The sequence below is a fragment of the Algibacter lectus genome (assembly GCF_900112395.1).
Lineage (GTDB): Bacteria > Bacteroidota > Bacteroidia > Flavobacteriales > Flavobacteriaceae > Algibacter > Algibacter lectus.
Genome location: NZ_FOLN01000013.1, coordinates 105,096 through 126,520, shown reverse-complemented (window position 1 = coordinate 126,520; position 21,425 = coordinate 105,096). Strand labels below are relative to the sequence as shown.

Below are 21,425 nucleotides of genomic sequence, written 5' to 3'. Positions count from 1 at the left end.
ATAGACCTGAAATTATGTAACAAAAAAAAAGCAACTTAAAATAAGTTGCTTTTTTTTATGAATGAATCTAAATTATGCCTGACCTGTTGGACCAAAATTTAATGGTATTGGAGGCTGCTCATAGTCTTTAATCTCACCGTGTGCGCTCTCAAAACGTGTTACATTTTCACTTAGCGCTTTCAATAAACGTTTAGCATGTTGCGGTGTTAAAATAATACGTGATTTTACTTTACTCTTTGGAACACCTGGCATGATGTTTACAAAATCGACTACAAATTCGGAAACCGAATGATTTATAATCGCTAAGTTAGAGTAAGTACCTTCTGCTACTTTTTCATCTAACTCAATATTTATTTGCCCTTGTTTAGGAGCTTCTTTTTCGTTTGCCATTGAAATTGTGTTTTTTACTCCTTATTTGGAAGAAGCCTAATTAATTTTATTAATAAAAAAGCCTTCAAGCAACTTAATGCATGAAGGCTTTTATTTTATAGATTCCCGCCTTCGCGGGAATAACAAATACTAGTTATAATTTAACTCTTGTTTTACTTGCATCATCTCGTCGAATTCTTCTTTAGAACCAACTATGATATCAGTATAACTTCTCATACCTGTACCTGCTGGAATTCTATGTCCAACAATTACATTTTCTTTCAAGCCTTCTAAAGAATCTACCTTACCAGCTACAGCTGCTTCGTTAAGTACTTTAGTTGTCTCTTGGAAAGAAGCCGCAGAGATAAACGATTTAGTTTGAAGTGATGCTCTAGTAATACCTTGCAGTATTGGTGTAGCCGTTGCTGGCTGCGCATCTCTAGCAGAAACTAGTGTTTTATCTTCTCTACGTAAAATAGAGTTTTCATCTCTTAACTCACGAGGCGAAACAATTTGACCAGGTTTTAAGTTAATTGAATCTCCTGCATCTTCAACAACCTTCATTCCGAAAATATCATCATTTTCTAATATGAAATCTGCTTTATGAGCCAATTGATCTTCTAAGAATATAGTATCACCAGAATCAATAATTCTAACTTTACGCATCATTTGACGAACAACAACCTCGAAGTGTTTATCATTAATCTTCACACCTTGTAAACGATATACTTCTTGTACTTCGTTAACTAAGTATTGTTGAACTGCAGATGGGCCTTTGATATTTAAAATATCATTCGGTGTAATAGAACCATCAGATAAAGGCATACCAGCTTTTACGAAATCATTTTCTTGAACAAGAATCTGACTTGATAATTTAACTAAGTATTTCTTAATATCGCCTGTTTTAGACTCTATTATAATCTCGCGGTTACCACGTTTGATTTTTCCGAAAGAAACTACACCATCAATAGCACTAACAACCGCTGGGTTAGATGGGTTACGTGCTTCGAACAACTCAGTAACACGAGGTAAACCACCCGTAATATCACCTGCTTTAGCAGATTTACGAGGTATTTTAACTAAAATTTTACCAACTATTACTTTTTCACCATCGTCAATCATTAAGTGAGCGCCGACTGGTAAGTTGTAAGAGCGCATTGTTTCACCATTTGAATCTTCAATATGAAGTGTTGGAATAAGCTTTTTGTTTCTAGATTCAGAAATTACTTTCTCTTGGAAACCTGTTTGCTCATCTATTTCTACTTGGTAAGTAACCCCTTGTTCGATGTTTTCATACTTCACTTTACCAGCAAATTCTGAAACAATAACACCGTTATATGGATCCCAAGAACAAACTTCATCCCCTTTAGACAGTTTCTGACCATTTTTAACAATAATGGTTGAACCGTAAGGAATGTTATTTGTACTTAATACAATACCTGTTTTCTTATCAATAAGTTTAAGTTCAGATGTACGAGAGATTACAACATCAATTTCGTTTCCTTCGTTATCTTGACCTTTAACTGTTTTTAAATCTTCAATTTCAGCAATACCATCAAACTTAACAATTAACTTATTTTCTTCTGAAATGTTACCTGCAATACCACCTACGTGGAATGTACGTAATGTTAACTGTGTACCTGGTTCACCAATAGATTGTGCAGCAACTACACCTACAGCTTCACCACGTTGTACCATTTTTCCGGTAGCTAAGTTACGTCCGTAACATTTAGCACAAATACCCTTTAAAGCCTCACAACTTAATGCAGAACGTACCTCTACACTCTCAATTGGAGATGCTTGAATGATTTTAGCTATATCATCTTCAATTAACTGACCAGCTGAAACTAACAACTCTTCTGTTAATGGATTATAAACATCATTTAAAGATACACGACCAACGATTCTTTCTTCTAAAGTCTCAACAACTTCATCATTTTTCTTCAATGGTTCAACTTCTACACCTCTTAATGTTCCACAATCTTCAGTGTTAATAATAACATCTTGAGAAACATCTACTAAACGACGTGTTAAGTAACCTGCATCCGCGGTTTTAAGAGCCGTATCCGCAAGACCTTTACGAGCACCGTGAGTAGAGATAAAGTATTCTAAAATTGAAAGACCTTCTTTAAAGTTAGAAAGAATTGGATTTTCAATAATAGATCCACCACCTGCTGTAGATTTTTTAGGTTTCGCCATTAATCCACGCATACCTGTAAGCTGACGAATCTGTTCTTTAGATCCCCTTGCTCCAGAGTCAAGCATCATAAACACCGAGTTGAATCCTTGTTGATCTTCTCTAATACGTTTCATTGACAATTCTGTCAATTCAGCATTTGTTGAAGTCCAAATATCAATAACTTGGTTGTAACGTTCGTTGTTAGTAATAAGTCCCATGTTATAGTTACCTGTAATACCTTCAACTAACGTGTTAGCCTTATCAATCATTGATTGTTTTTCAGGTGGAATAATAATATCACCTAAACTGAAAGATAGACCACCTTGGAATGCAAACTTAAATCCTAACGTTCTAATCGCATCTAAGAAATCAGCCGTTTCAGGAACAGAAGTTGCTTTTAAAATATCACCAATAATATCTCTTAAAGATTTCTTAGTTAATACTTGGTTTATATATCCAGCTGACTGTGGTACGTGTTGGTTAAATAATACACGACCTACAGTAGTCTCAATAATCATTTTATCAAGTTTACCATCTTCATTAATGTCGATGGTTCTAACTTTAATACCAGCATTCAAGTCTACTCTTTCTTCATTAAAAGCAATTTCTACTTCTTCTGGAGAATAAAAAGTTAAACCTTCACCTTTAATTTTCACTTCTGGTGTAGACGTACGTAGCTTGGTCATGTAGTACAGACCAAGTACCATATCCTGAGAAGGTACTGTTACTGGCGAACCATTTGCTGGATTTAAGATATTGTGAGATGCCAACATTAATAACTGACATTCTAAAATAGCTTCTGGTCCAAGTGGTAAATGCACCGCCATTTGATCACCATCAAAATCGGCATTAAATGCCGTACATACTAATGGGTGTAATTGAATCGCTTTACCTTCGATTAACGTAGGTTGAAACGCTTGTATACCCAAACGGTGTAACGTAGGCGCACGGTTTAATAATACTGGATGTCCTTTAAGAACATTTTCCAAGATATCCCAAACCACTGGTTCTCTTTTATCTATAATTTTCTTTGCAGATTTTACAGTTTTTACAATACCTCTTTCAATTAGTTTTCTAATTACGAAAGGTTTGTAAAGCTCTGCCGCCATATTCTTTGGCAATCCACATTCGTGTAATTTTAATTCTGGTCCAACAACAATTACCGAACGTGCAGAATAATCAACACGCTTACCAAGTAAGTTTTGACGGAAACGTCCTTGCTTACCTTTTAATGAATCGGATAATGATTTTAATGGTCTATTAGAATCCGTTTTTACAGCAGATGATTTACGTGTATTATCAAATAACGAATCTACAGATTCCTGTAGCATACGTTTTTCATTACGTAAAATTACTTCTGGTGCTTTTATCTCAACTAATCTTTTAAGACGATTGTTACGAATAATTACACGACGGTATAAATCATTTAAATCTGAAGTTGCAAAACGACCACCATCTAACGGCACTAAAGGACGTAATTCTGGCGGGATAATTGGCACAACCTTCATAATCATCCATTCTGGACGATTTTCTCTATTTTTATTAGAATCTCTTAAGGCTCCAACAACTTGTAAACGCTTTAAAGCTTCTGTTTTACGTTGTTTAGACGTTTCAGTATTTGCTTTATGACGTAATTCATATGATAAAGCTTGTAAATCAATACGCGCTAATAAATCGATTAAACACTCAGCCCCCATTTTAGCTAAAAACTTGTTAGGGTCTTCATCATCTAAATACTGATTATCTTGCGGAAGTGACTCAAGAACATTTAAGTATTCTTCTTCCGTAAGGAAATCCATTTTTTGCAATGGTTCACCTTCTTCATTTTTAGCATTACCTGGTTGAATTACTACATAACGTTCGTAGTAAATAATCATATCTAACTTCTTAGATGGTAATCCTAATAAATATCCAATTTTGTTTGGTAAAGAACGGAAGTACCAGATATGAGCTACAGGAACCACTAAGTTAATGTGCCCTACTCTATCTCTACGTACTTTCTTTTCTGTTACTTCTACACCACAACGGTCACAAACAATCCCTTTGTAACGTATTCTTTTATATTTACCACAAGCACACTCATAATCCTTTACAGGACCGAAGATACGCTCACAGAACAAACCATCTCTTTCTGGTTTGTGCGTACGATAATTGATAGTTTCTGGTTTTAAAACCTCACCTCTAGATTCTGCTAAAATAGATTCTGGTGATGCTAAACCAATTGAGATTTTATTAAACCTCTTTACTGTATTCTTATCTTGTTTTCTTGCCATGTTTTTTAAGTCTTCAGTTTGAGTTCTCAGTCAACATTATTTAGTCTAAAAATAGTCTATTTAATGTTGACTGTTAACTGCCAACTATTTTTTTACTCTTCTAATCTGATATCCAATCCTAAACCTTTCAATTCATGCATTAATACATTGAATGATTCTGGTAATCCTGGATCTGGCATTGGTTCTCCTTTTACGATAGCTTCGTAAGTTTTGGCTCTACCAATAACATCATCAGATTTTACAGTTAAAATTTCTCGTAAGGTGCTTGATGCTCCATAAGCCTCAAGTGCCCAAACTTCCATCTCACCAAAACGTTGACCACCAAATTGTGCTTTACCACCTAATGGTTGTTGCGTAATTAATGAGTAAGGTCCAATAGAACGTGCGTGCATCTTATCATCAACCATGTGACCAAGTTTAAGCATGTAAATCACACCAACTGTTGCTGGTTGATCGAAACGCTTACCTGTTCCACCGTCATATAAATAAGTATGTCCGTATCTTGGAATTCCAGCTTCATCTGTAAATCCGTTAATTTGTTCTATAGTTGCACCATCAAAGATTGGCGTTGCATAAGTACGACCTAATTTTTGACCAGCCCATCCAAGAACTGTTTCATAAATTTGACCAATATTCATACGAGACGGTACACCTAATGGATTTAATACAATATCAACTGGCGTTCCATCTTCTAAGAATGGCATATCTTCTTGACGAACGATACGAGCAACAATACCTTTGTTACCGTGACGTCCTGCCATTTTATCACCTACTTTAAGTTTACGCTTTTTAGCGATGTAAACTTTAGCTAGTTTGATAATTCCTGCTGGTAACTCATCACCTACAGAAATGGTAAACTTCTCACGACGTAAAGATCCTTGTAAATCGTTCTCTTTAATTTTATAGTTGTGAATTAAATCGGCAACTAATGTATTTGTGTGCTCATCAGTTGTCCATTTTCCAGACACTAAATGCGCATAATCATCAACAGCATTTAACATTTTAAGCGTGAATTTTTTACCTTTTGGTAATACTTCTTCACCTAAATCATTAAAAATACCTTGAGCGGTTTTTCCATTTACTATATTGAAAAGCTTTTCGATTAAAACATCTTTTAAATCTTCAAACTTTCTATCGTATTGTGCTTCTAAAGCTAAGATATCATCTTTATCCTGAGCTCTTTTACGCTTATCTTTTACCGCTCTTGCAAATAATTTCTTCTCGATAACAACACCATGTAATGAAGGAGACGCTTTTAACGACGCATCTTTAACATCACCAGCTTTATCACCAAAGATAGCACGCAATAATTTTTCTTCTGGAGTTGGGTCAGATTCCCCTTTTGGTGTAATTTTACCAATTAAGATATCACCAGGTTTAACCTCTGCTCCAATACGAATCATTCCGTTTTCATCTAAATCTTTAGTAGCTTCTTCTGAAACGTTAGGAATATCATTAGTTAACTCTTCGTTACCTAATTTTGTATCTCTAACATCTAAAGAATACTCATCAATATGAATAGATGTAAATATATCTTCACGAACAACCTTTTCTGAAATTACAATGGCATCCTCAAAGTTATACCCTTTCCAAGGCATAAAGGCTACTTTCATATTTCTACCAAGAGCTAATTCACCTTTTTGAGTTGCATAACCTTCACATAAAACTTGACCTTTAGCAACAATATCACCTTTAACCACAATTGGTTTAAGGTTGATAGAAGTACCTTGATTCGTTTTACGGAATTTCACCAATTTATAAGTCTTGATATCACTATCGAAACTTACTTTAGCTTCATCTTCAGTACGGTCGTATCTAATTTTAATTTCATTAGCATCAACATAAAGAACTTCACCCCTTCCTTCTGCGTTAATTAAAACACGAGAATCTGAAGCTACTTGACGCTCTAAACCTGTACCAACAATTGGAGCATCTACTCTTAATAAAGGTACTGCTTGACGCATCATGTTAGATCCCATCAGTGCTCTATTCGCATCATCATGCTCTAAGAAAGGAATTAAAGAAGCTGAGATAGACGAAATTTGGTTTGGTGCTACATCTGTATAATCTAACCTTGATGGCTCGATAACAGGGAAGTCACCTTCCATACGTGCAATTACCTTATCATGTAAAATTTTACCGTTTTCATCAACCTTTACAGTTGCTTGTGCGATTAATTTTTCTTCTTCTTCTTCCGCACTTAAATAAGTCGGTTCGTTAACAATATCAACGACACCATCAGTTACTTTTCTATATGGCGTTTCAATGAATCCCATTGAGTTCACTTTAGCAAATACTGAAAGTGAAGAAATAAGACCAATATTTGGTCCCTCAGGAGTTTCAATTGGACATAAACGGCCGTAGTGTGTATAGTGAACATCACGAACCTCGAACCCTGCTCTCTCTCTCGAAAGACCACCTGGTCCAAGAGCCGATAAACGACGCTTATGTGTAATCTCAGCTAATGGATTGGTTTGATCCATAAATTGAGATAACTGGTTTGTACCGAAGAAAGAATTAATAACAGACGATAATGTCTTAGCATTAATTAAATCTATAGGTGTAAATACCTCGTTATCACGAACGTTCATACGCTCACGAATAGTACGAGCCATACGTGCTAAACCAACACCAAATTGAGAAGATAACTGCTCACCAACTGTACGTACACGACGGTTAGATAAGTGATCAATATCATCAATCTCTGCTTTAGAGTTAATAAGCTCGATTAAGTATTTTATAATAGTTATAATATCTTCTTTGGTAAGCACTTGCTTATCCATACCGATATCCAACTGTAATTTTTTGTTCATTCTGTAACGCCCAACTTCTCCTAAAGAATAACGTTGGTCTGAGAAGAATAATTTATCAATTATTCCACGAGCAGTTTCCTCATCTGGCGGCTCAGCATTACGTAATTGTCTATATATATGTTCAACAGCCTCTTTTTCAGAGTTTGTTGGATCTTTTTGAAGTGTGTTATGAATAATGGCGTAATCACCTTGCTCATTACTTTCTTTATGTAAAAGAACAGTTTTAACATCAACTTCAAGAATTTCTTCTATGTTGTCTTTGTCTAAAATAGTATCACGATCAAGCACAATCTCGTTACGCTCAATTGATACTACTTCACCAGTATCTTCATCAACAAAATCCTCATGCCACGTATTTAAAACACGAGCTGCTAATTTTCTTCCTAAGTACTTCTTTAATCCAGATTTCGATACTTTAACCTCTTCAGCTAAGTCGAAAATCTCTAAAATATCTTTATCACGCTCAAAACCGATAGCACGGAAAAGCGTTGTAACAGGTAATTTCTTCTTTCTATCAATGTATGCGTACATCACTTGGTTGATGTCGGTAGCAAACTCAATCCATGATCCTTTGAATGGTATAACCCTTGCTGAATATAATTTTGTTCCATTAGCATGAAAAGATTGACCGAAGAATACACCAGGTGAACGGTGTAACTGAGATACAACTACACGCTCGGCACCGTTGATACAGAAAGTACCAGAAGGTGTCATGTAAGGAATAGTTCCTAAATAAACATCTTGAACAATAGTTTCAAAATCTTCGTGTTCAGGATCGGTACAATATAACTTTAACCTAGCTTTAAGCGGAACGCTATATGTTAAACCACGCTCAATACACTCTTCAATAGCATATCTTGGTGGATCTACGAAGTAATCTAAAAATTCTAAAACGAATTGATTACGAGAATCGGTGATAGGAAAGTTTTCCATGAAGGTATTGTATAAACCTTCATCACCTCTTTCTTCAGATTTTGTCTCTAATTGGAAAAAATCTTGAAAAGATTTTATCTGAATATCCAAAAAGTCAGGATAATCTGTCTTATTTACAATAGACGAGAAATTTAATCTTTCAGCTTGTGTTGACAACATCAATGGACGGAATTATGATTAAAAAAATAATGATAGTGCTTTAAAACACTAATTAAACTGCAAAAAACAAGTCAAATAATTTGAGTTGTTTTGGGTATTGCTTTTGGTATAAATACTATTATACACAAAATGGTCTAGGTCTGGTAGCGTGTGCTCCAGACCTAAACCGTTATGTTCTTGAGATGTTAAGCTTACTTTAACTCAACCTCTGCTCCAGCTTCTTCTAAAGATACTTTTAAAGCTTCAGCTTCGTCTTTAGATACACCTTCTTTAACTGCACTTGGTGCATCGTCAACTAAACCTTTAGCTTCTTTTAAACCTAAACCAGTTAATTCTTTAACTAATTTTACAACAGCTAACTTAGAGCTACCTGCAGCCTTTAAAATAACATCAAATTCAGTTTGAGCTTCTTCAGCTTCTCCACCACCAGCAGGACCAGCAACAGCAACTGCAGCAGCAGCAGCAGGCTCGATACCATACTCATCTTTTAATATAGTTGCTAACTCATTTACTTCTTTTACAGTAAGGTTAACTAATTGTTCTGCGAAATCTTTTAAATCTGCCATTTTTCTATCGTTTTAATAAATTTTAATAATAATATAATGTAATAAAGTGCGTACTATTTAATACTACTCTGATCTCTCAGAAAGTGTTTTTATAAGTCCAGCTATTGTCCCACCACCTGATTTAAGTGCTGAAATAACGTTTTTAGCAGGTGATTGTAATAATCCAACAATCTCTCCTAATAACTCTTCTTTAGACTTGATATCAACTAACATGTCTAATTGATCATCGCCAATATAAACAGCTTCCTCAATAAATGCACCTTTTAATAAAGGCTTATCAGATTTCTTACGGAATGTTTTAATAAGCTTCGCTGGTACGTTACCTGTTTCAGAATACATCACAGATGTATTTCCTTTTAATACAGAAGGAAGGTTTCCGAAATCTCTTTCAGATGCTTCCATTGCTTTCTCAAGTAATGTATTTTTAACAACTGCTAATTTTACGTTTGCTTTAAAACAAGCACGACGTAAATTTGAAGTAGTATCTGCATTTAATCCTGAAATATCAGCTAAATAGATATTTGCATTGTTAGCTAATTCTGCAGTTAACTCCTCAATTACTTGTGATTTTTCTTCTCTTGTCATAATAAAAGTTTTAACTTAATTAACCAATTTTAGGATCAACAGCGATACTTGGGCTCATTGTAGAAGACATAAATATGCTCTTTACATAAACACCTTTAGAAGCTGTTGGTTTTAGTTTCATTAAAGTTGTTAATAATTCATTTGCATTACCTGCAATTTTATCAGCACTAAAAGATGCTTTACCAATAGCAGCGTGTACAATACCAGTTTTATCAACTTTAAAGTCAATTTTACCTGCTTTTACTTCTGTTACAGCTTTTGCTACATCCATAGTTACTGTACCTGTTTTTGGGTTAGGCATTAAACCACGTGGGCCCAATACACGTCCTAAAGGACCTAATTTGCCCATAACACTTGGCATAGTGATAATTACATCAACGTCTGTCCAACCGCTCTTGATTTTATCAAGATACTCGTCTAAACCTACGTAATCAGCTCCAGCTTCTTTTGCTTCGGCTTCTTTATCTGGTGTTACTAATGCTAATACTTTTACATCTTTACCAGTACCATGAGGAAGTGAAACAACACCTCTCACCATCTGGTTAGCTTTACGCGGATCTACTCCTAAACGTACTGCTAAGTCAACTGATGCATCAAACTTTGTATTAGAAATTTCTTTTACTAATGCAGATGCTTCATTAAGAGAATAAACTTTCCCTTTTTCAATTTTTGCTAAAGCCTCTTTTTGCTTTTTTGTTAATCTTGCCATTTTCTAATGTCTTTAATAGATTAATTAGGGAATTGCCCTGTTACAGTTATTCCCATCGATCTTGCAGTTCCAGCTATCATTTTCATTGCAGACTCAATAGTAAATGCATTTAAATCTACCATTTTATCTTCAGCGATAGTTTTAACCTGATCCCAAGATACTTTAGCTACTTTTTTACGGTTTGGCTCTCCAGAACCCTTCTTCAACTTAGCTGCTTCCATTAACTGGACTGCTGCTGGAGGAGTTTTAATTACAAAGTCAAATGATTTGTCTTTGTAAACAGATATAACAACTGGTAATACTTTACCAGCTTTATCTTGGGTTCTAGCATTGAATTGCTTACAGAACTCCATGATGTTAACACCAGCGGCTCCTAAAGCGGGTCCAACCGGTGGCGACGGATTCGCAGCACCTCCCCGAACTTGTAACTTAACTACTTTACTTAATTCTTTTGCCATTTTTAATAATTTAATTCGAAAAAACCTCTCTTTTGGAAGCGAGACGTTTAATCTATCTTAATGTAACACTGTTATACTTTTTCAACTTGCATATAGCTTAACTCTAATGGTGTTTTTCTTCCGAAGATTTTCACCATTACTTCAAGCTTACGCTTTTCTTCATTTATGTTTTCGATAGTTCCATCAAATCCATTAAAAGGACCGTCAATTACTTTAACAGTTTCTCCTTTTGTGTATGGTATTGCTACTACAGAACTTTCTTCAACAGCCAACTCATCAACCTTACCTAACATTCTGTTTACTTCAGACTGTCTCAATGGCACAGGATCTCCTCCTTTTGTTTCTCCTAAAAACCCAATAACATTTGTTACTGAACGAATAATATGAGGAACTTCACCTGTTAAATTTGCTTGTACCATAATGTATCCTGGGAAGAATACTTTTTCTTTATGGATTTTTTTTCCATTACGGATTTGGATAACACGTTCTGTAGGTACTAATACTTGGTCTACATAATCAGTAAGACCTAAACGAGCAATTTCATTCTCGATATATGTCTTAATTTTGTTCTCTTGACCACTTACAGCACGAACTACGTACCATTTTTTCTCACTTACTTCAGACATAATTTTTTTTTATTTAATTAGATCAAAGTAAAATGATATAACATTACTAAATACTGTATCTACTCCCCATATTGCAAGAGAGAATATAATTGAAAACACAGCAACCAAAATAGTTAAACTTTGAGCTTCTGCCCATGTTGGCCAACTTACATTGTTTTTAAGTTCTCCAAATGATTCTTTTATATAATTTACAAATCCAGCCATTTTTACTTTTTTTTACAACACCTAAAAAGATGCTTAGTGTAAACACTTCATTGAGATTTATTAATCTCTAATATTTTGCACGGGCGGAGAGACTCGAACTCCCGACACCTGGTTTTGGAGACCAGTGCTCTACCAACTGAGCTACGCCCGTAAATAAAGTCAAGGTATTCCAAAAAGGAATACCTCAACTTCTTTATATGCTTTGGACTATATTAGTCTAAAATTTCAGTTACCTGACCAGCACCAACTGTTCTACCACCTTCACGGATAGCGAAACGTAAACCTACGTTCATTGCAATTGTGTTAATCAATTCAACAGTAATAGTTAAGTTGTCTCCTGGCATAACCATTTCAACACCATCAGGAAGCGCAATGTTTCCAGTTACATCAGTTGTACGTACGTAGAACTGAGGACGGTAGTTATTATGGAATGGAGTGTGACGTCCACCTTCTTCTTTCTTAAGGATATAAACCTCAGCCTTAAATTTAGAGTGTGGTGTTACAGACCCTGGCTTAACGATTACCATACCTCTAGAGATTTGAGATTTCTCAATACCTCTTAATAAGATACCAGCGTTATCTCCAGCTTCACCTCTATCTAATATTTGACGGAACATTTCGATACCTGTGATAGTAGATGTTAATTTCTCAGCACCCATACCAATGATTTCTACAGGATCTCCTGTATTTGCAATACCAGTTTCAATACGACCAGTAGCAACAGTACCACGACCAGTAATAGAGAATACATCCTCGATAGGCATTAAGAAATCTTTATCAACTTCTCTTAATGGCTCTTCGATCCAGTCATCACAAGCTTGCATTAATTCTAATACAGTATCAACCCACTTTTGTTCACCGTTAAGTGCACCTAAAGCAGAACCAGCGATTACAGGTCCGTTATCTCCATCGTACTCATAGAAAGATAATAAATCTCTAACTTCCATGTCTACTAATTCGATTAATTCTTCATCATCAACCATATCCACTTTGTTCATGAATACAACGATACGAGGAATACCTACCTGACGTCCTAATAAGATGTGCTCACGAGTTTGTGGCATTGGACCATCTGTAGCCGCAACTACTAAGATAGCACCATCCATTTGTGCAGCACCAGTTACCATGTTCTTTACGTAATCCGCGTGACCTGGACAGTCAACGTGAGCGTAATGACGGTTTAATGTTGCATACTCTACGTGAGATGTATTAATTGTTATACCTCTTTCTTTTTCTTCAGGAGCATTATCAATTTGATCAAATGATTTTGCCTCAGAATAACCTGCATCAGCTAATACTTTAGTAATAGCAGCAGTTAAAGTTGTTTTACCGTGATCTACGTGTCCAATTGTACCAATGTTTAAGTGTGGTTTTGAACGATCAAAAGTTGCCTTTGCCATGTTTTTAAAATGATTTTAATCTTTGTTATATAATAATATTAGTGTATTCTAATTTTTTCTTTAGAGCCAATGACGAGAATTGAACTCGTGACCTCTTCCTTACCAAGGAAACGCTCTACCCCTGAGCTACACCGGCGTAAAGTTTTTATTCCCTATTCTTTCAATCTACCTTAAAAAAAGATTTTTTAAAAGAAGAGATTCCTGATTTCGCAGGAACTTTGAGCGAGAGACCGGGTTCGAACCGGCGACATTCAGCTTGGAAGGCTGACGCTCTACCAACTGAGCTACTCTCGCATTAATTAAAAATTTCAAATCTAGATTTAGAATTTCCACAAAAGTAGAATTCTTTTTTATAGATTCAAAAATCTTTAAAGGGTATTATCAATATTTCAATAAACTTTCTAGATTAATCGCTTAATCCTTAAAAATTGTGGGGAGAGCAGGATTCGAACCTGCGAAGACGTAGTCAGCAGATTTACAGTCTGCCCTCGTTGGCCGCTTGAGTATCTCCCCTAAATTCAATATTTCAATCTAAAACTCTTATTTCTAAATAATTAGAATTTAAATTTTAAAAGAGCCGATGGAGGGACTCGAACCCACGACCTGCTGATTACAAATCAGCTGCTCTAGCCAGCTGAGCTACATCGGCTTTTTTCTTTTTTTACGCATAAAAAAAGTCCGCTATTTCTAACGGACTGCAAATGTATAGATTTATTTAAATATTCAAAACATTTTTTCAATAAATTTTTCATAGAATTTAAAACTATTTTTAAATCCTATGAAAAAACACCTGTTTTAGATTCATTTTTCATCCTCACAAATCAGGATCGCCTTAGTAATAACAATACATCCCATTCTTTTCCTACTAAAACAAAGCTGTTTCTATTAAATCGTTCTAAATATTATAAATGTGCTCTTAATTTTTCTTTTCGTTTTTTTAATTGACGCTCTAATGATGCTATGGCCATATCTGCACCTTCCTCAAAACTTTTACATTGTTTTTTTACTACAAAACTATCGCCTGGTACACTTACTCGTGCTTCAAATACTTTATTTTCTTTATCACTGGTGTTTTCTAACTTTAAAAAAACATCCGATTTAATTACCTTATCATAAAACAAATCTAATTTGTCCATTCGTTTTTGGATAAAATCTATCAATTTTTGATCTGCGTTAAAATTTACGGATTGGGTGTTTACTTTCATACTTGTGTTTTTTTTGGTTAAACAATTATTAAAGTTGAAATTAAAAACTTCAGCTTAGTTTACTTTATTTTTTACTCCTAGGGTGCGCGTTAACATGCACCTTTTTTAATTCGGCTATACTATTATGTGTATAAACTTGTGTTGCCGCTAAACTTGAATGACCAAGAAGCTCTTTAACAGCATTTAAGTCTGCACCTTGGTTTAACAAATGTGTCGCAAAAGAATGCCGTAGTATATGTGGGCTCTTTTTAACCTTCGAAGATGCTAAACTAAAATACTCATTAATTACTCTGTAAACAAGTGTTTCATATATTTTAACACCTTTTTGGGTTAAAAACAACCTATTAGAATCTACGAGTACTTCTAACTCATTTCGAGCCTTTAAATAGCTTTTACAGGTTTCGATAACCGATGGTAACAATGGTATAATACGCTCCTTATTTCGCTTCCCTTTAACCATAAGTGTTTTATTACTTATATCAAATCGAGAAAGCTCCAACTCCACTAATTCTATTCTACGAATGCCTGTTGAATAAAACAGCTCTATAATGAGTTTATTACGCAAGCTCTCAAAGTCGGTACCGAAATTCAATTCGTTTAACACGTTTGCTATTTCGGTTTCAGAAAATGGTACTTGTATTTTTTTACTTGTTTTTAGTGCTCGATGTTTTGCTAATGGGTTTAATTGAAGATCTCCTACTTTTAAAAGAAATTTATAATAGGTATTTAATGATGAAATTTTTCGGTTTATACTTCTATTGGAAATACCACTTTCTACTAAAGAAACAATCCAGCTACGAATTTGTGAATAGTTTACATTTTTGATAGAATCATCTTCAAATTCTTTTTCTATATATTTTGAAAAGGCTTTTAAATCTGCTTGATACGCATTTACAGTCAATACCGAATAATTCTTTTCCAGTAGGAGATAATCGGTAAAGGATTGAAAAAACATGTGTTTTGGGGTATGATTTGTTTTTAAATATACAATGTTTTTTCATCACTTCGAAGTGAAACATAAAGAAAAAAGTAAGATTTCACATCAAAAAAAGAACATAAACGTCATAACATCTTGATGTCGTGATACTTTTTTAAACAAAAAAAATCCCGCAAATTGCGGGATTTAATATTATAAAGAACAGAAACTATACTTCTTCTGCGTCTCTTAATCCTTGGATGTATTGAGCTTTTTGAACCTGAGCTCTACGTACAATAGAAGGCTTGTTAAATTGCTTACGCGTGTTTAACTGGTTTTTTACCGTTGTTTTTACAAACTTTCGTTTGTAACGCTTTAACGCTCTATCTATATTTTCTCCTTCTTTAACTGGTATTATTAACATAGTGTCTTAACCTCCTCTCTTTTAGAATTTTCAGGGTGCAAATATATAATAATTTCTAAATAATAATTAAAATTTAAAATATTTTTTTTGAATTGTTTTATGCAGATATACCACACGCTATCTTTTAGCACTCAGAAAGCAGATTTGCCTGCAAAAACGATTGATGCGGCATCCGTTTTTATGCTTTACCTAAACATAAATTAATGTGAAAAATTGAAATGTTCGCTTAGTGTATTAATAAAACTGAACCTTATTATACTCAAAAAAGATATAGCGGAAAGCGTGTTTGCGCCGAAACCTCATTGTGTTTTAATAGAAACTACACCTTAAATTAAGCTTTCTATATTAAAAAAACACAATTATAATAGGCGCAATTTGCCCAAATAAATTATGTTGCTTCTTTGTATTCTTTTTTGTCGATAATAATTTTCGCTAGAATTTCTCGCAAAATTTCTGATGTTCCTCCACCAATTGGTCCTAAACGACTATCGCGTAAGAGTCTTGCCATTGGATAATCTTCCATGTAGCCATAACCTCCTAGAAATTGTAAACATTGATAAATAACATCATCGGCCATTTTAGTAGACCTTAACTTAGACATGGTAGCTTCTTTCACTACGTATTCCCCCTTATTTAATCGATATGCTACGGCGTAGTTAAATGTTTTACACATTTCCATATCGGTATATAAATCGGCAATGGTATGGCGTAAGGCTTGGAATTTATCGATAGTACGACCGAAGGCTTGACGCTCGCTCATATATTTTAAAGCATATTCTAGCGCAAATTCTGCACGAGCATGGCCATTAATCCCCATTATTAAACGCTCTAAAGCAAAGTGCTGCATAATGTATGCAAAACCTTTATCTGCTTCGCCTAATATTTGATTTGCTGGGATTTCTACATTATCAAAAGCTATTTCTCCTGTATCGGATGCTCGCCATCCTAGTTTGTTAAGTTTAGTTGCAGATAAACCTTTGGTTTCACGATCTACAACAAATATACTAATGCCTTTATTACCTAATTCTGGACTTGTTTTGGCCGCAACTACTAAGTAATCGCTTAAAACACCATTTGTAATAAATGTTTTTGAACCATTGATAATATATTTATCACCTTTTTTAACAGCAGTGGTGCGCATACCTGCAACATCACTTCCGCCGAAAGGTTCACTAATACACAAACATCCTATTTTATCTCCAGTAATACTTGGCACTAAATATTTTTGTTTTATTGCCTCGTCTCCTTCTGCATTCAAATGCGTCATAGCTAAATAAGTATGCGCCCAAATAGCAGCAGCAAAACCACCTGAATTTATTTTTTGAAGTTCTTCGAGCAGAATTACAGTGTAGAATAAATCTAAATCTAAACCACCATAAGCTTCAGGATATTTAATTCCGAAGAATCCCATATCACCAATTTTTTTCCAAATAAAACGATCTATTAGACCCGTTTGCTCCCACTTTTCAATATGTGGAACAACTTCTTTTTGCAAAAAATCTTGAAGGCTTTTCCTAAAAAGTTGGTGTTCTTCTGTGAAATACATGCTATTCATTAGTTTGTGTTGTCAATCTGCAAATATAATTCAATTATACCGATTTTATTTACTGGGAAGTCTTTTACTTTTAGTAATTCTGAAAAGGAACTAAAACCTTCTCGTAGGTTACGCTGCTCGATAATATGGTGCGCCAAATCGTAATCAATATGCTGCACGGTAACCAATTGATCTACCGATGCTGTGTTTAAATTTATTTTTTCAATTTGTCTTGGTGTTTTTACCGTAAAATCCAATAGTAATTTCTGAATAACTTCTGGCGTTAGGCCATAAACATCTTGCAATTGCACATCGGCTATAAAACCGCCTTTAAATTTATTTCTGAATTTGATAATTCGTTTTGAAAAAGCCTCTCCAATACCATTCACTGCTTGAAGTTGTTTAGCCGTAGCTGTATTCAAATCTTTCTTTTGAGCAAACGTTTTGGGTTTGGTTTTATATGAATTATTATAGAATGATTTAACCGTTTTAGGATTGGTAACCCATGCTGGGAATTTAAAATACGGAGAGATTCTTTTTAATAAAGAATCTGATACTTGAGTAACTTCTTGAAATTGTTTGGATGAGTTTATCCACTGATCTCGTTTTCTAAAATTAAGAAGCCTGTCTATTTCTTGATTACTCATACCCAAAGTAGCGCCTTTGTAGTCTGTAATAAAATTAGGATTGAAAGGGAATATTTTTGGTTTACGGGCTTCTAACTCTATAGCTTTAAGCGAATCTATTTCTTTGGTAAACTTCGCTAATTCCATATCGTTAGTTTCAATATCTTTACCGGAAAAATCAACAAAAAAGTAAACACATTGTAGCACAATAATAAGTAAAGACAATAAAAAAATCCCATGCCGTTGGTTTTTAGAAAACGTGACATGGGATTTCATATATAAAAGTTTTAGATTTTAGTTTTCTAACGCGTCCTTTTTAAGTTTTATAGCTCCTAAATATCTATTTAATTGTTTTTTAACAACTGGGAATAAGAAGTAAAGACCAATCATATTCGGGAATACCATTGCAAATATCATAGCATCTGAGAAATCCCAAATAGATTTCATACTAGCAGCAGCTCCAATAATTACGAAAGTTAAAAATAATATTTTATAAGTTAAATCTGCAGCTTTACCTCTTCCAAATAAAAACTTCCAAGATTGTAATCCGTAATACGACCAAGAGATCATAGTTGAAACCGCAAACAGTACAACTGCTACAGTTAAAAACACATTAGAATAAGGAATATACTCTGCAAAGGCTTTTGCAGTAATACCTGCTCCCTCATAAGATTCGCCGTTGATAATTGCAACACCTTGCCCTGTAACATCTCCATACTCAAAGAAACCACCAAAGTTAAAAATGATAATAACTAAAGCCGTCATTGTACAAATTACAACCGTATCAATAAATGGCTCTAATAAGGCAACCAAACCTTCACTAGCTGAATATTTTGTTCTCACCGCTGAATGAGCAATAGATGCAGATCCTGCTCCTGCTTCGTTTGAAAAGGCAGCACGCTTGAAACCAACTAATAACACACCTATAAACCCTCCAACACCAATTGCTTTTGGATTAAATGCTTCTTGAAAAATTAAACCTACAGCATCATCAATAAGTGTGAAATTACTTAAAATAATGTATAAACAACATATAATGTATAATAATGCCATAAAAGGCACCACTTTTTCTGTAACCGAAGCAATACGCTTAATACCACCAATAATAATGATACCTACAGTAAAAGCCAATATAACTCCAATCCAGAATCCTGCTCCTGTACTTTCTAATCCTAATAAATCTTTTATTACAATTGTAGCTTGGTTAGATTGTGCAGCGTTACCACCACCAAAAGAACCTCCAATACAAAAGATAGCAAACACAACCGCTGCTACTTTTCCAAGTTTCGCAAAACCGCGTTCCTTTAAACCTTTCTTTAAGTAATACATTGGTCCTCCGTAAACTGTACCATCTTCTCCAACATCTCTATATTGCACGCCTAAAGTACACTCTACAAATTTTGTAGACATCCCTAACAAACCACAAATAATCATCCAAAAGGTAGCTCCTGGACCACCAAGTGCAATCGCTAATGCTACACCTGCAATATTACCATTACCAACGGTACCAGATACTGCAGTTGCCAATGCTTGAAAGTGGCTTACTTCTCCTTCACTACTTTCGTCTCTAATAGTATCAACAATATCACCATCTACTGCTAAATCATTTTCAACATTAACGAGGTGCTCTTCAATATCATCTACAGTATTAATATCTACACCTTGAGCAACACCACCTTCACCATAAAGTTCTTTGGCGCCATGCTTTTCGATATCTTCATACTTACCTCTTACGGTTTTAATGGCTTTACCAAAATATCTAATGTTTGGAAAACCGAAATAAATAGTAAAAAACAATGCACTTACTACTAAAAGAATTAAAACAAATGGCGTACCGAATACTTGAAAGAAAATAACGTTTGAGAAAAAATCTGAAATCGGTTTAAATGCCTGGTCTATTTGCTGATCGATACCTAGCTCGGCTGTCTCTTGTGCAAATGTTAAAAAAGGTGCTATTAATGTAAAAATTGAAAGAAGATATTTCTTCATAAGATATTATGTTGGTTAATTAAATTTCAAAAAACTAGTTCATTCCCTTATAGAATGACACAAAAAAGTAGCAAGATGCTAAAAAAAAACGGTATTTTAAAAAAAATACCGCTAAAATCGTATGATTACTACTCTATATTATACTCTGTATTTAATGCTTCTATTTGTTCTGGACGTCCCAAAACAATAATTTTAGAATTTTTAGCCAATTCTAATTCTGCTTCTGGGTTAACAATATATTCTCCATTTTCATCTTTATATCCAATTACGGTACAACCCGTTTTTCGACGTAAATCTAAATCACGAATGGTTTTAACTTTATTATTACTATGTAATTTCTCTACAGCTACTTCTTCTATATTTATATTCGATTTCCCGACAATAGATAAGTTATCAATAAACTCCATAAGTCCAGGAACCACAACTAAAGATGCCATATGATCTCCACCAATTTTATCTGGTAAAATAACATTATTAGCTCCTGCAAACTTCAACTTACTATAAGACGACTCTTGAGATGCACGACTTATTATATTAATTTTGGGGTTAATTTGTCTAGCCGAAAGTACTACAAATAGATTATCAGCATCACTAGGTAAAGCAGATATAAAACAACTTGCTCGATCTACACCAGCCTGCACAAGCGTTTCATCTTCATTAGCGTTACCTATTACATAAGGTGCACCGTCTAACTCCAACTTCTCAATCATTTCTTTGTTCTTCTCAACAATAACATAAGATCGGTTGTGCGCAGCCAATTTTACAGCCGCCTGCTTTCCATTCCTTCCATAACCGCAAATAATAACATGATTGGCAAACGTATCAATTTTTTTTTGCATCTTTTTCTGTTTTAATTCTTCAATGTGGTCTTTGCTTAAAATATACTCGGTAATGGTAGATAGAGCGTAACCAACAATTACAATACTAGTTAAAATTAAAAAAATAGTAAATATTTTGGAATTATTATCCAGTGGCACAACCTCTCCAAAACCAACAGTGGTTACCGTAATAACCGTCATGTAAAGTGCATCGATAGCGGTATAATCCGATATCATCATGTAGCCAAACACGCCAACGAGTAGAATAAGAACCAGCAAAAATATGGCTGTATATATTTTAGTTCTAAAAATTCTTATTAATGGATTCATAAGTTATAGGTCGAAAACCGAAGAGCGTTTTGTGTAAATTAAATCTTTTATACGCATCCAAAAAGCAAGAAATAAATACAAAGCAAAGCCAAAACCAACCGTTACAAACGTTACATACATAAAGGAGGTACGCACCACTTTAGCACGAATACCAAAACGATCGGCAATACGTTGACACACGTAATAACCATGCTTCTGAAAAAACAATAAGGGTTTATAGATATTGTTCATGCTTGCAATTTAAGGATTCCTTTTTTTGTTTAAAAGCTATTAGGTTGAAATATTTAACGCTTTCTTAATATTAATAAC

Annotated in this window: 18 protein-coding genes and 5 tRNA genes; all 23 read right to left on the bottom strand. The window is 34.4% G+C overall.

Going from position 1 to position 21,425, the window contains the following annotated elements; translation table 11 throughout:
* Nucleotides 1-72: 72 nt before the first annotated feature.
* Complete coding sequence (locus tag BM246_RS18030) at nucleotides 73-390, bottom strand: DUF3467 domain-containing protein (protein WP_042499282.1); 318 nt, start codon at nucleotides 388-390, stop codon at nucleotides 73-75.
* A gap of 129 nt (nucleotides 391-519) precedes the next feature.
* Complete coding sequence (gene rpoC, locus BM246_RS18025; protein WP_042499284.1) at nucleotides 520-4,821, bottom strand: DNA-directed RNA polymerase subunit beta'; 4,302 nt, start codon at nucleotides 4,819-4,821, stop codon at nucleotides 520-522.
* A 92-nt stretch (nucleotides 4,822-4,913) separates the two neighbouring features.
* A complete protein-coding gene (gene rpoB, locus BM246_RS18020; protein ID WP_074939982.1) occupies nucleotides 4,914-8,726 on the bottom strand; it encodes a DNA-directed RNA polymerase subunit beta in 3,813 nt (1,270 codons plus the stop codon).
* Between the two features lie 191 nt (nucleotides 8,727-8,917).
* Nucleotides 8,918-9,292, bottom strand: a complete 375-nt coding sequence (gene rplL, locus BM246_RS18015; RefSeq protein ID WP_042499286.1) for a 50S ribosomal protein L7/L12 — start codon at nucleotides 9,290-9,292, stop codon at nucleotides 8,918-8,920.
* Nucleotides 9,293-9,355: 63 nt separating this feature from the next.
* Nucleotides 9,356-9,877 carry a 50S ribosomal protein L10 gene (gene rplJ, locus BM246_RS18010; RefSeq protein ID WP_042499289.1) on the bottom strand — a complete coding sequence of 174 codons (522 nt, stop codon included), beginning with the start codon at nucleotides 9,875-9,877 and terminating at the stop codon, nucleotides 9,356-9,358.
* A gap of 19 nt (nucleotides 9,878-9,896) precedes the next feature.
* Nucleotides 9,897-10,586, bottom strand: coding sequence for a 50S ribosomal protein L1 (rplA, locus tag BM246_RS18005; protein WP_042499291.1), 690 nt, complete (start codon nucleotides 10,584-10,586; stop codon nucleotides 9,897-9,899).
* 20 nt (nucleotides 10,587-10,606) lie between these two features.
* The gene (gene rplK, locus BM246_RS18000) at nucleotides 10,607-11,044 is read right to left on the bottom strand and encodes a 50S ribosomal protein L11 (protein WP_042505915.1); all 438 of its coding nucleotides are present in this window, start codon (nucleotides 11,042-11,044) and stop codon (nucleotides 10,607-10,609) included.
* A 71-nt stretch (nucleotides 11,045-11,115) separates the two neighbouring features.
* Nucleotides 11,116-11,670, bottom strand: coding sequence for a transcription termination/antitermination protein NusG (nusG, locus tag BM246_RS17995; protein WP_042499296.1), 555 nt, complete (start codon nucleotides 11,668-11,670; stop codon nucleotides 11,116-11,118).
* A gap of 9 nt (nucleotides 11,671-11,679) precedes the next feature.
* Nucleotides 11,680-11,874 carry a preprotein translocase subunit SecE gene (gene secE, locus BM246_RS17990; protein ID WP_042499298.1) on the bottom strand — a complete coding sequence of 65 codons (195 nt, stop codon included), beginning with the start codon at nucleotides 11,872-11,874 and terminating at the stop codon, nucleotides 11,680-11,682.
* A 78-nt stretch (nucleotides 11,875-11,952) separates the two neighbouring features.
* Nucleotides 11,953-12,025: transfer RNA gene (locus BM246_RS17985), tRNA-Trp, on the bottom strand.
* Nucleotides 12,026-12,086: 61 nt separating this feature from the next.
* Nucleotides 12,087-13,274, bottom strand: a complete 1,188-nt coding sequence (tuf, locus tag BM246_RS17980) for an elongation factor Tu (RefSeq protein WP_042499301.1) — start codon at nucleotides 13,272-13,274, stop codon at nucleotides 12,087-12,089.
* A gap of 64 nt (nucleotides 13,275-13,338) precedes the next feature.
* A tRNA-Thr gene (locus tag BM246_RS17975) sits at nucleotides 13,339-13,410 on the bottom strand.
* Between the two features lie 85 nt (nucleotides 13,411-13,495).
* Nucleotides 13,496-13,568, bottom strand: a tRNA-Gly gene (locus tag BM246_RS17970).
* Nucleotides 13,569-13,705: 137 nt separating this feature from the next.
* Nucleotides 13,706-13,787: transfer RNA gene (locus BM246_RS17965), tRNA-Tyr, on the bottom strand.
* Between the two features lie 62 nt (nucleotides 13,788-13,849).
* A tRNA-Thr gene (locus BM246_RS17960) sits at nucleotides 13,850-13,923 on the bottom strand.
* 253 nt (nucleotides 13,924-14,176) lie between these two features.
* Nucleotides 14,177-14,479, bottom strand: coding sequence for a ribosome hibernation-promoting factor, HPF/YfiA family (hpf, locus tag BM246_RS17955; protein ID WP_042499303.1), 303 nt, complete (start codon nucleotides 14,477-14,479; stop codon nucleotides 14,177-14,179).
* A gap of 64 nt (nucleotides 14,480-14,543) precedes the next feature.
* Nucleotides 14,544-15,434, bottom strand: coding sequence for a tyrosine-type recombinase/integrase (locus BM246_RS17950; RefSeq protein WP_074939976.1), 891 nt, complete (start codon nucleotides 15,432-15,434; stop codon nucleotides 14,544-14,546).
* A gap of 190 nt (nucleotides 15,435-15,624) precedes the next feature.
* On the bottom strand, nucleotides 15,625-15,819 hold the full coding sequence (rpsU, locus tag BM246_RS17945) for a 30S ribosomal protein S21 (RefSeq protein ID WP_042499307.1): 195 nt from the start codon (nucleotides 15,817-15,819) through the stop codon (nucleotides 15,625-15,627).
* Nucleotides 15,820-16,207: 388 nt separating this feature from the next.
* The gene (locus BM246_RS17940; protein WP_074939972.1) at nucleotides 16,208-17,374 is read right to left on the bottom strand and encodes an acyl-CoA dehydrogenase family protein; all 1,167 of its coding nucleotides are present in this window, start codon (nucleotides 17,372-17,374) and stop codon (nucleotides 16,208-16,210) included.
* Nucleotides 17,374-18,255 carry a ComEA family DNA-binding protein gene (locus BM246_RS17935; RefSeq protein ID WP_074939968.1) on the bottom strand — a complete coding sequence of 294 codons (882 nt, stop codon included), beginning with the start codon at nucleotides 18,253-18,255 and terminating at the stop codon, nucleotides 17,374-17,376. The genes BM246_RS17940 and BM246_RS17935 overlap by 1 nt, the downstream gene beginning before the upstream one ends.
* Before the next feature lie 18 nt (nucleotides 18,256-18,273).
* The gene (locus BM246_RS17930) at nucleotides 18,274-19,968 is read right to left on the bottom strand and encodes an alanine/glycine:cation symporter family protein (protein WP_042499309.1); all 1,695 of its coding nucleotides are present in this window, start codon (nucleotides 19,966-19,968) and stop codon (nucleotides 18,274-18,276) included.
* A 128-nt stretch (nucleotides 19,969-20,096) separates the two neighbouring features.
* A complete protein-coding gene (locus tag BM246_RS17925) occupies nucleotides 20,097-21,116 on the bottom strand; it encodes a potassium channel family protein (protein ID WP_042505916.1) in 1,020 nt (339 codons plus the stop codon).
* Between the two features lie 3 nt (nucleotides 21,117-21,119).
* Nucleotides 21,120-21,347: a PspC domain-containing protein gene (locus tag BM246_RS17920; protein ID WP_042499311.1), complete on the bottom strand. Its 228-nt coding sequence runs from the start codon at nucleotides 21,345-21,347 to the stop codon at nucleotides 21,120-21,122.
* Nucleotides 21,348-21,425: the final 78 nt, after the last annotated feature.

What these genes read in the sequence shown, in the direction of transcription:
- BM246_RS18030 (WP_042499282.1), bottom strand. Translation starts at nt 390, where the DNA reads ATGGCAAACGAAAAAGAAGCTCCTAAACAAGGGCAAATAAATATTGAG.
- rpoC (WP_042499284.1), bottom strand. Translation starts at nt 4,821, where the DNA reads ATGGCAAGAAAACAAGATAAGAATACAGTAAAGAGGTTTAATAAAATC.
- rpoB (WP_074939982.1), bottom strand. Translation starts at nt 8,726, where the DNA reads ATGTTGTCAACACAAGCTGAAAGATTAAATTTCTCGTCTATTGTAAAT.
- rplL (WP_042499286.1), bottom strand. Translation starts at nt 9,292, where the DNA reads ATGGCAGATTTAAAAGATTTCGCAGAACAATTAGTTAACCTTACTGTA.
- rplJ (WP_042499289.1), bottom strand. Translation starts at nt 9,877, where the DNA reads ATGACAAGAGAAGAAAAATCACAAGTAATTGAGGAGTTAACTGCAGAA.
- rplA (WP_042499291.1), bottom strand. Translation starts at nt 10,586, where the DNA reads ATGGCAAGATTAACAAAAAAGCAAAAAGAGGCTTTAGCAAAAATTGAA.
- rplK (WP_042505915.1), bottom strand. Translation starts at nt 11,044, where the DNA reads ATGGCAAAAGAATTAAGTAAAGTAGTTAAGTTACAAGTTCGGGGAGGT.
- nusG (WP_042499296.1), bottom strand. Translation starts at nt 11,670, where the DNA reads ATGTCTGAAGTAAGTGAGAAAAAATGGTACGTAGTTCGTGCTGTAAGT.
- secE (WP_042499298.1), bottom strand. Translation starts at nt 11,874, where the DNA reads ATGGCTGGATTTGTAAATTATATAAAAGAATCATTTGGAGAACTTAAA.
- tuf (WP_042499301.1), bottom strand. Translation starts at nt 13,274, where the DNA reads ATGGCAAAGGCAACTTTTGATCGTTCAAAACCACACTTAAACATTGGT.
- hpf (WP_042499303.1), bottom strand. Translation starts at nt 14,479, where the DNA reads ATGAAAGTAAACACCCAATCCGTAAATTTTAACGCAGATCAAAAATTG.
- BM246_RS17950 (WP_074939976.1), bottom strand. Translation starts at nt 15,434, where the DNA reads ATGTTTTTTCAATCCTTTACCGATTATCTCCTACTGGAAAAGAATTAT.
- rpsU (WP_042499307.1), bottom strand. Translation starts at nt 15,819, where the DNA reads ATGTTAATAATACCAGTTAAAGAAGGAGAAAATATAGATAGAGCGTTA.
- BM246_RS17940 (WP_074939972.1), bottom strand. Translation starts at nt 17,374, where the DNA reads ATGAATAGCATGTATTTCACAGAAGAACACCAACTTTTTAGGAAAAGC.
- BM246_RS17935 (WP_074939968.1), bottom strand. Translation starts at nt 18,255, where the DNA reads ATGAAATCCCATGTCACGTTTTCTAAAAACCAACGGCATGGGATTTTT.
- BM246_RS17930 (WP_042499309.1), bottom strand. Translation starts at nt 19,968, where the DNA reads ATGAAGAAATATCTTCTTTCAATTTTTACATTAATAGCACCTTTTTTA.
- BM246_RS17925 (WP_042505916.1), bottom strand. Translation starts at nt 21,116, where the DNA reads ATGAATCCATTAATAAGAATTTTTAGAACTAAAATATATACAGCCATA.
- BM246_RS17920 (WP_042499311.1), bottom strand. Translation starts at nt 21,347, where the DNA reads ATGAACAATATCTATAAACCCTTATTGTTTTTTCAGAAGCATGGTTAT.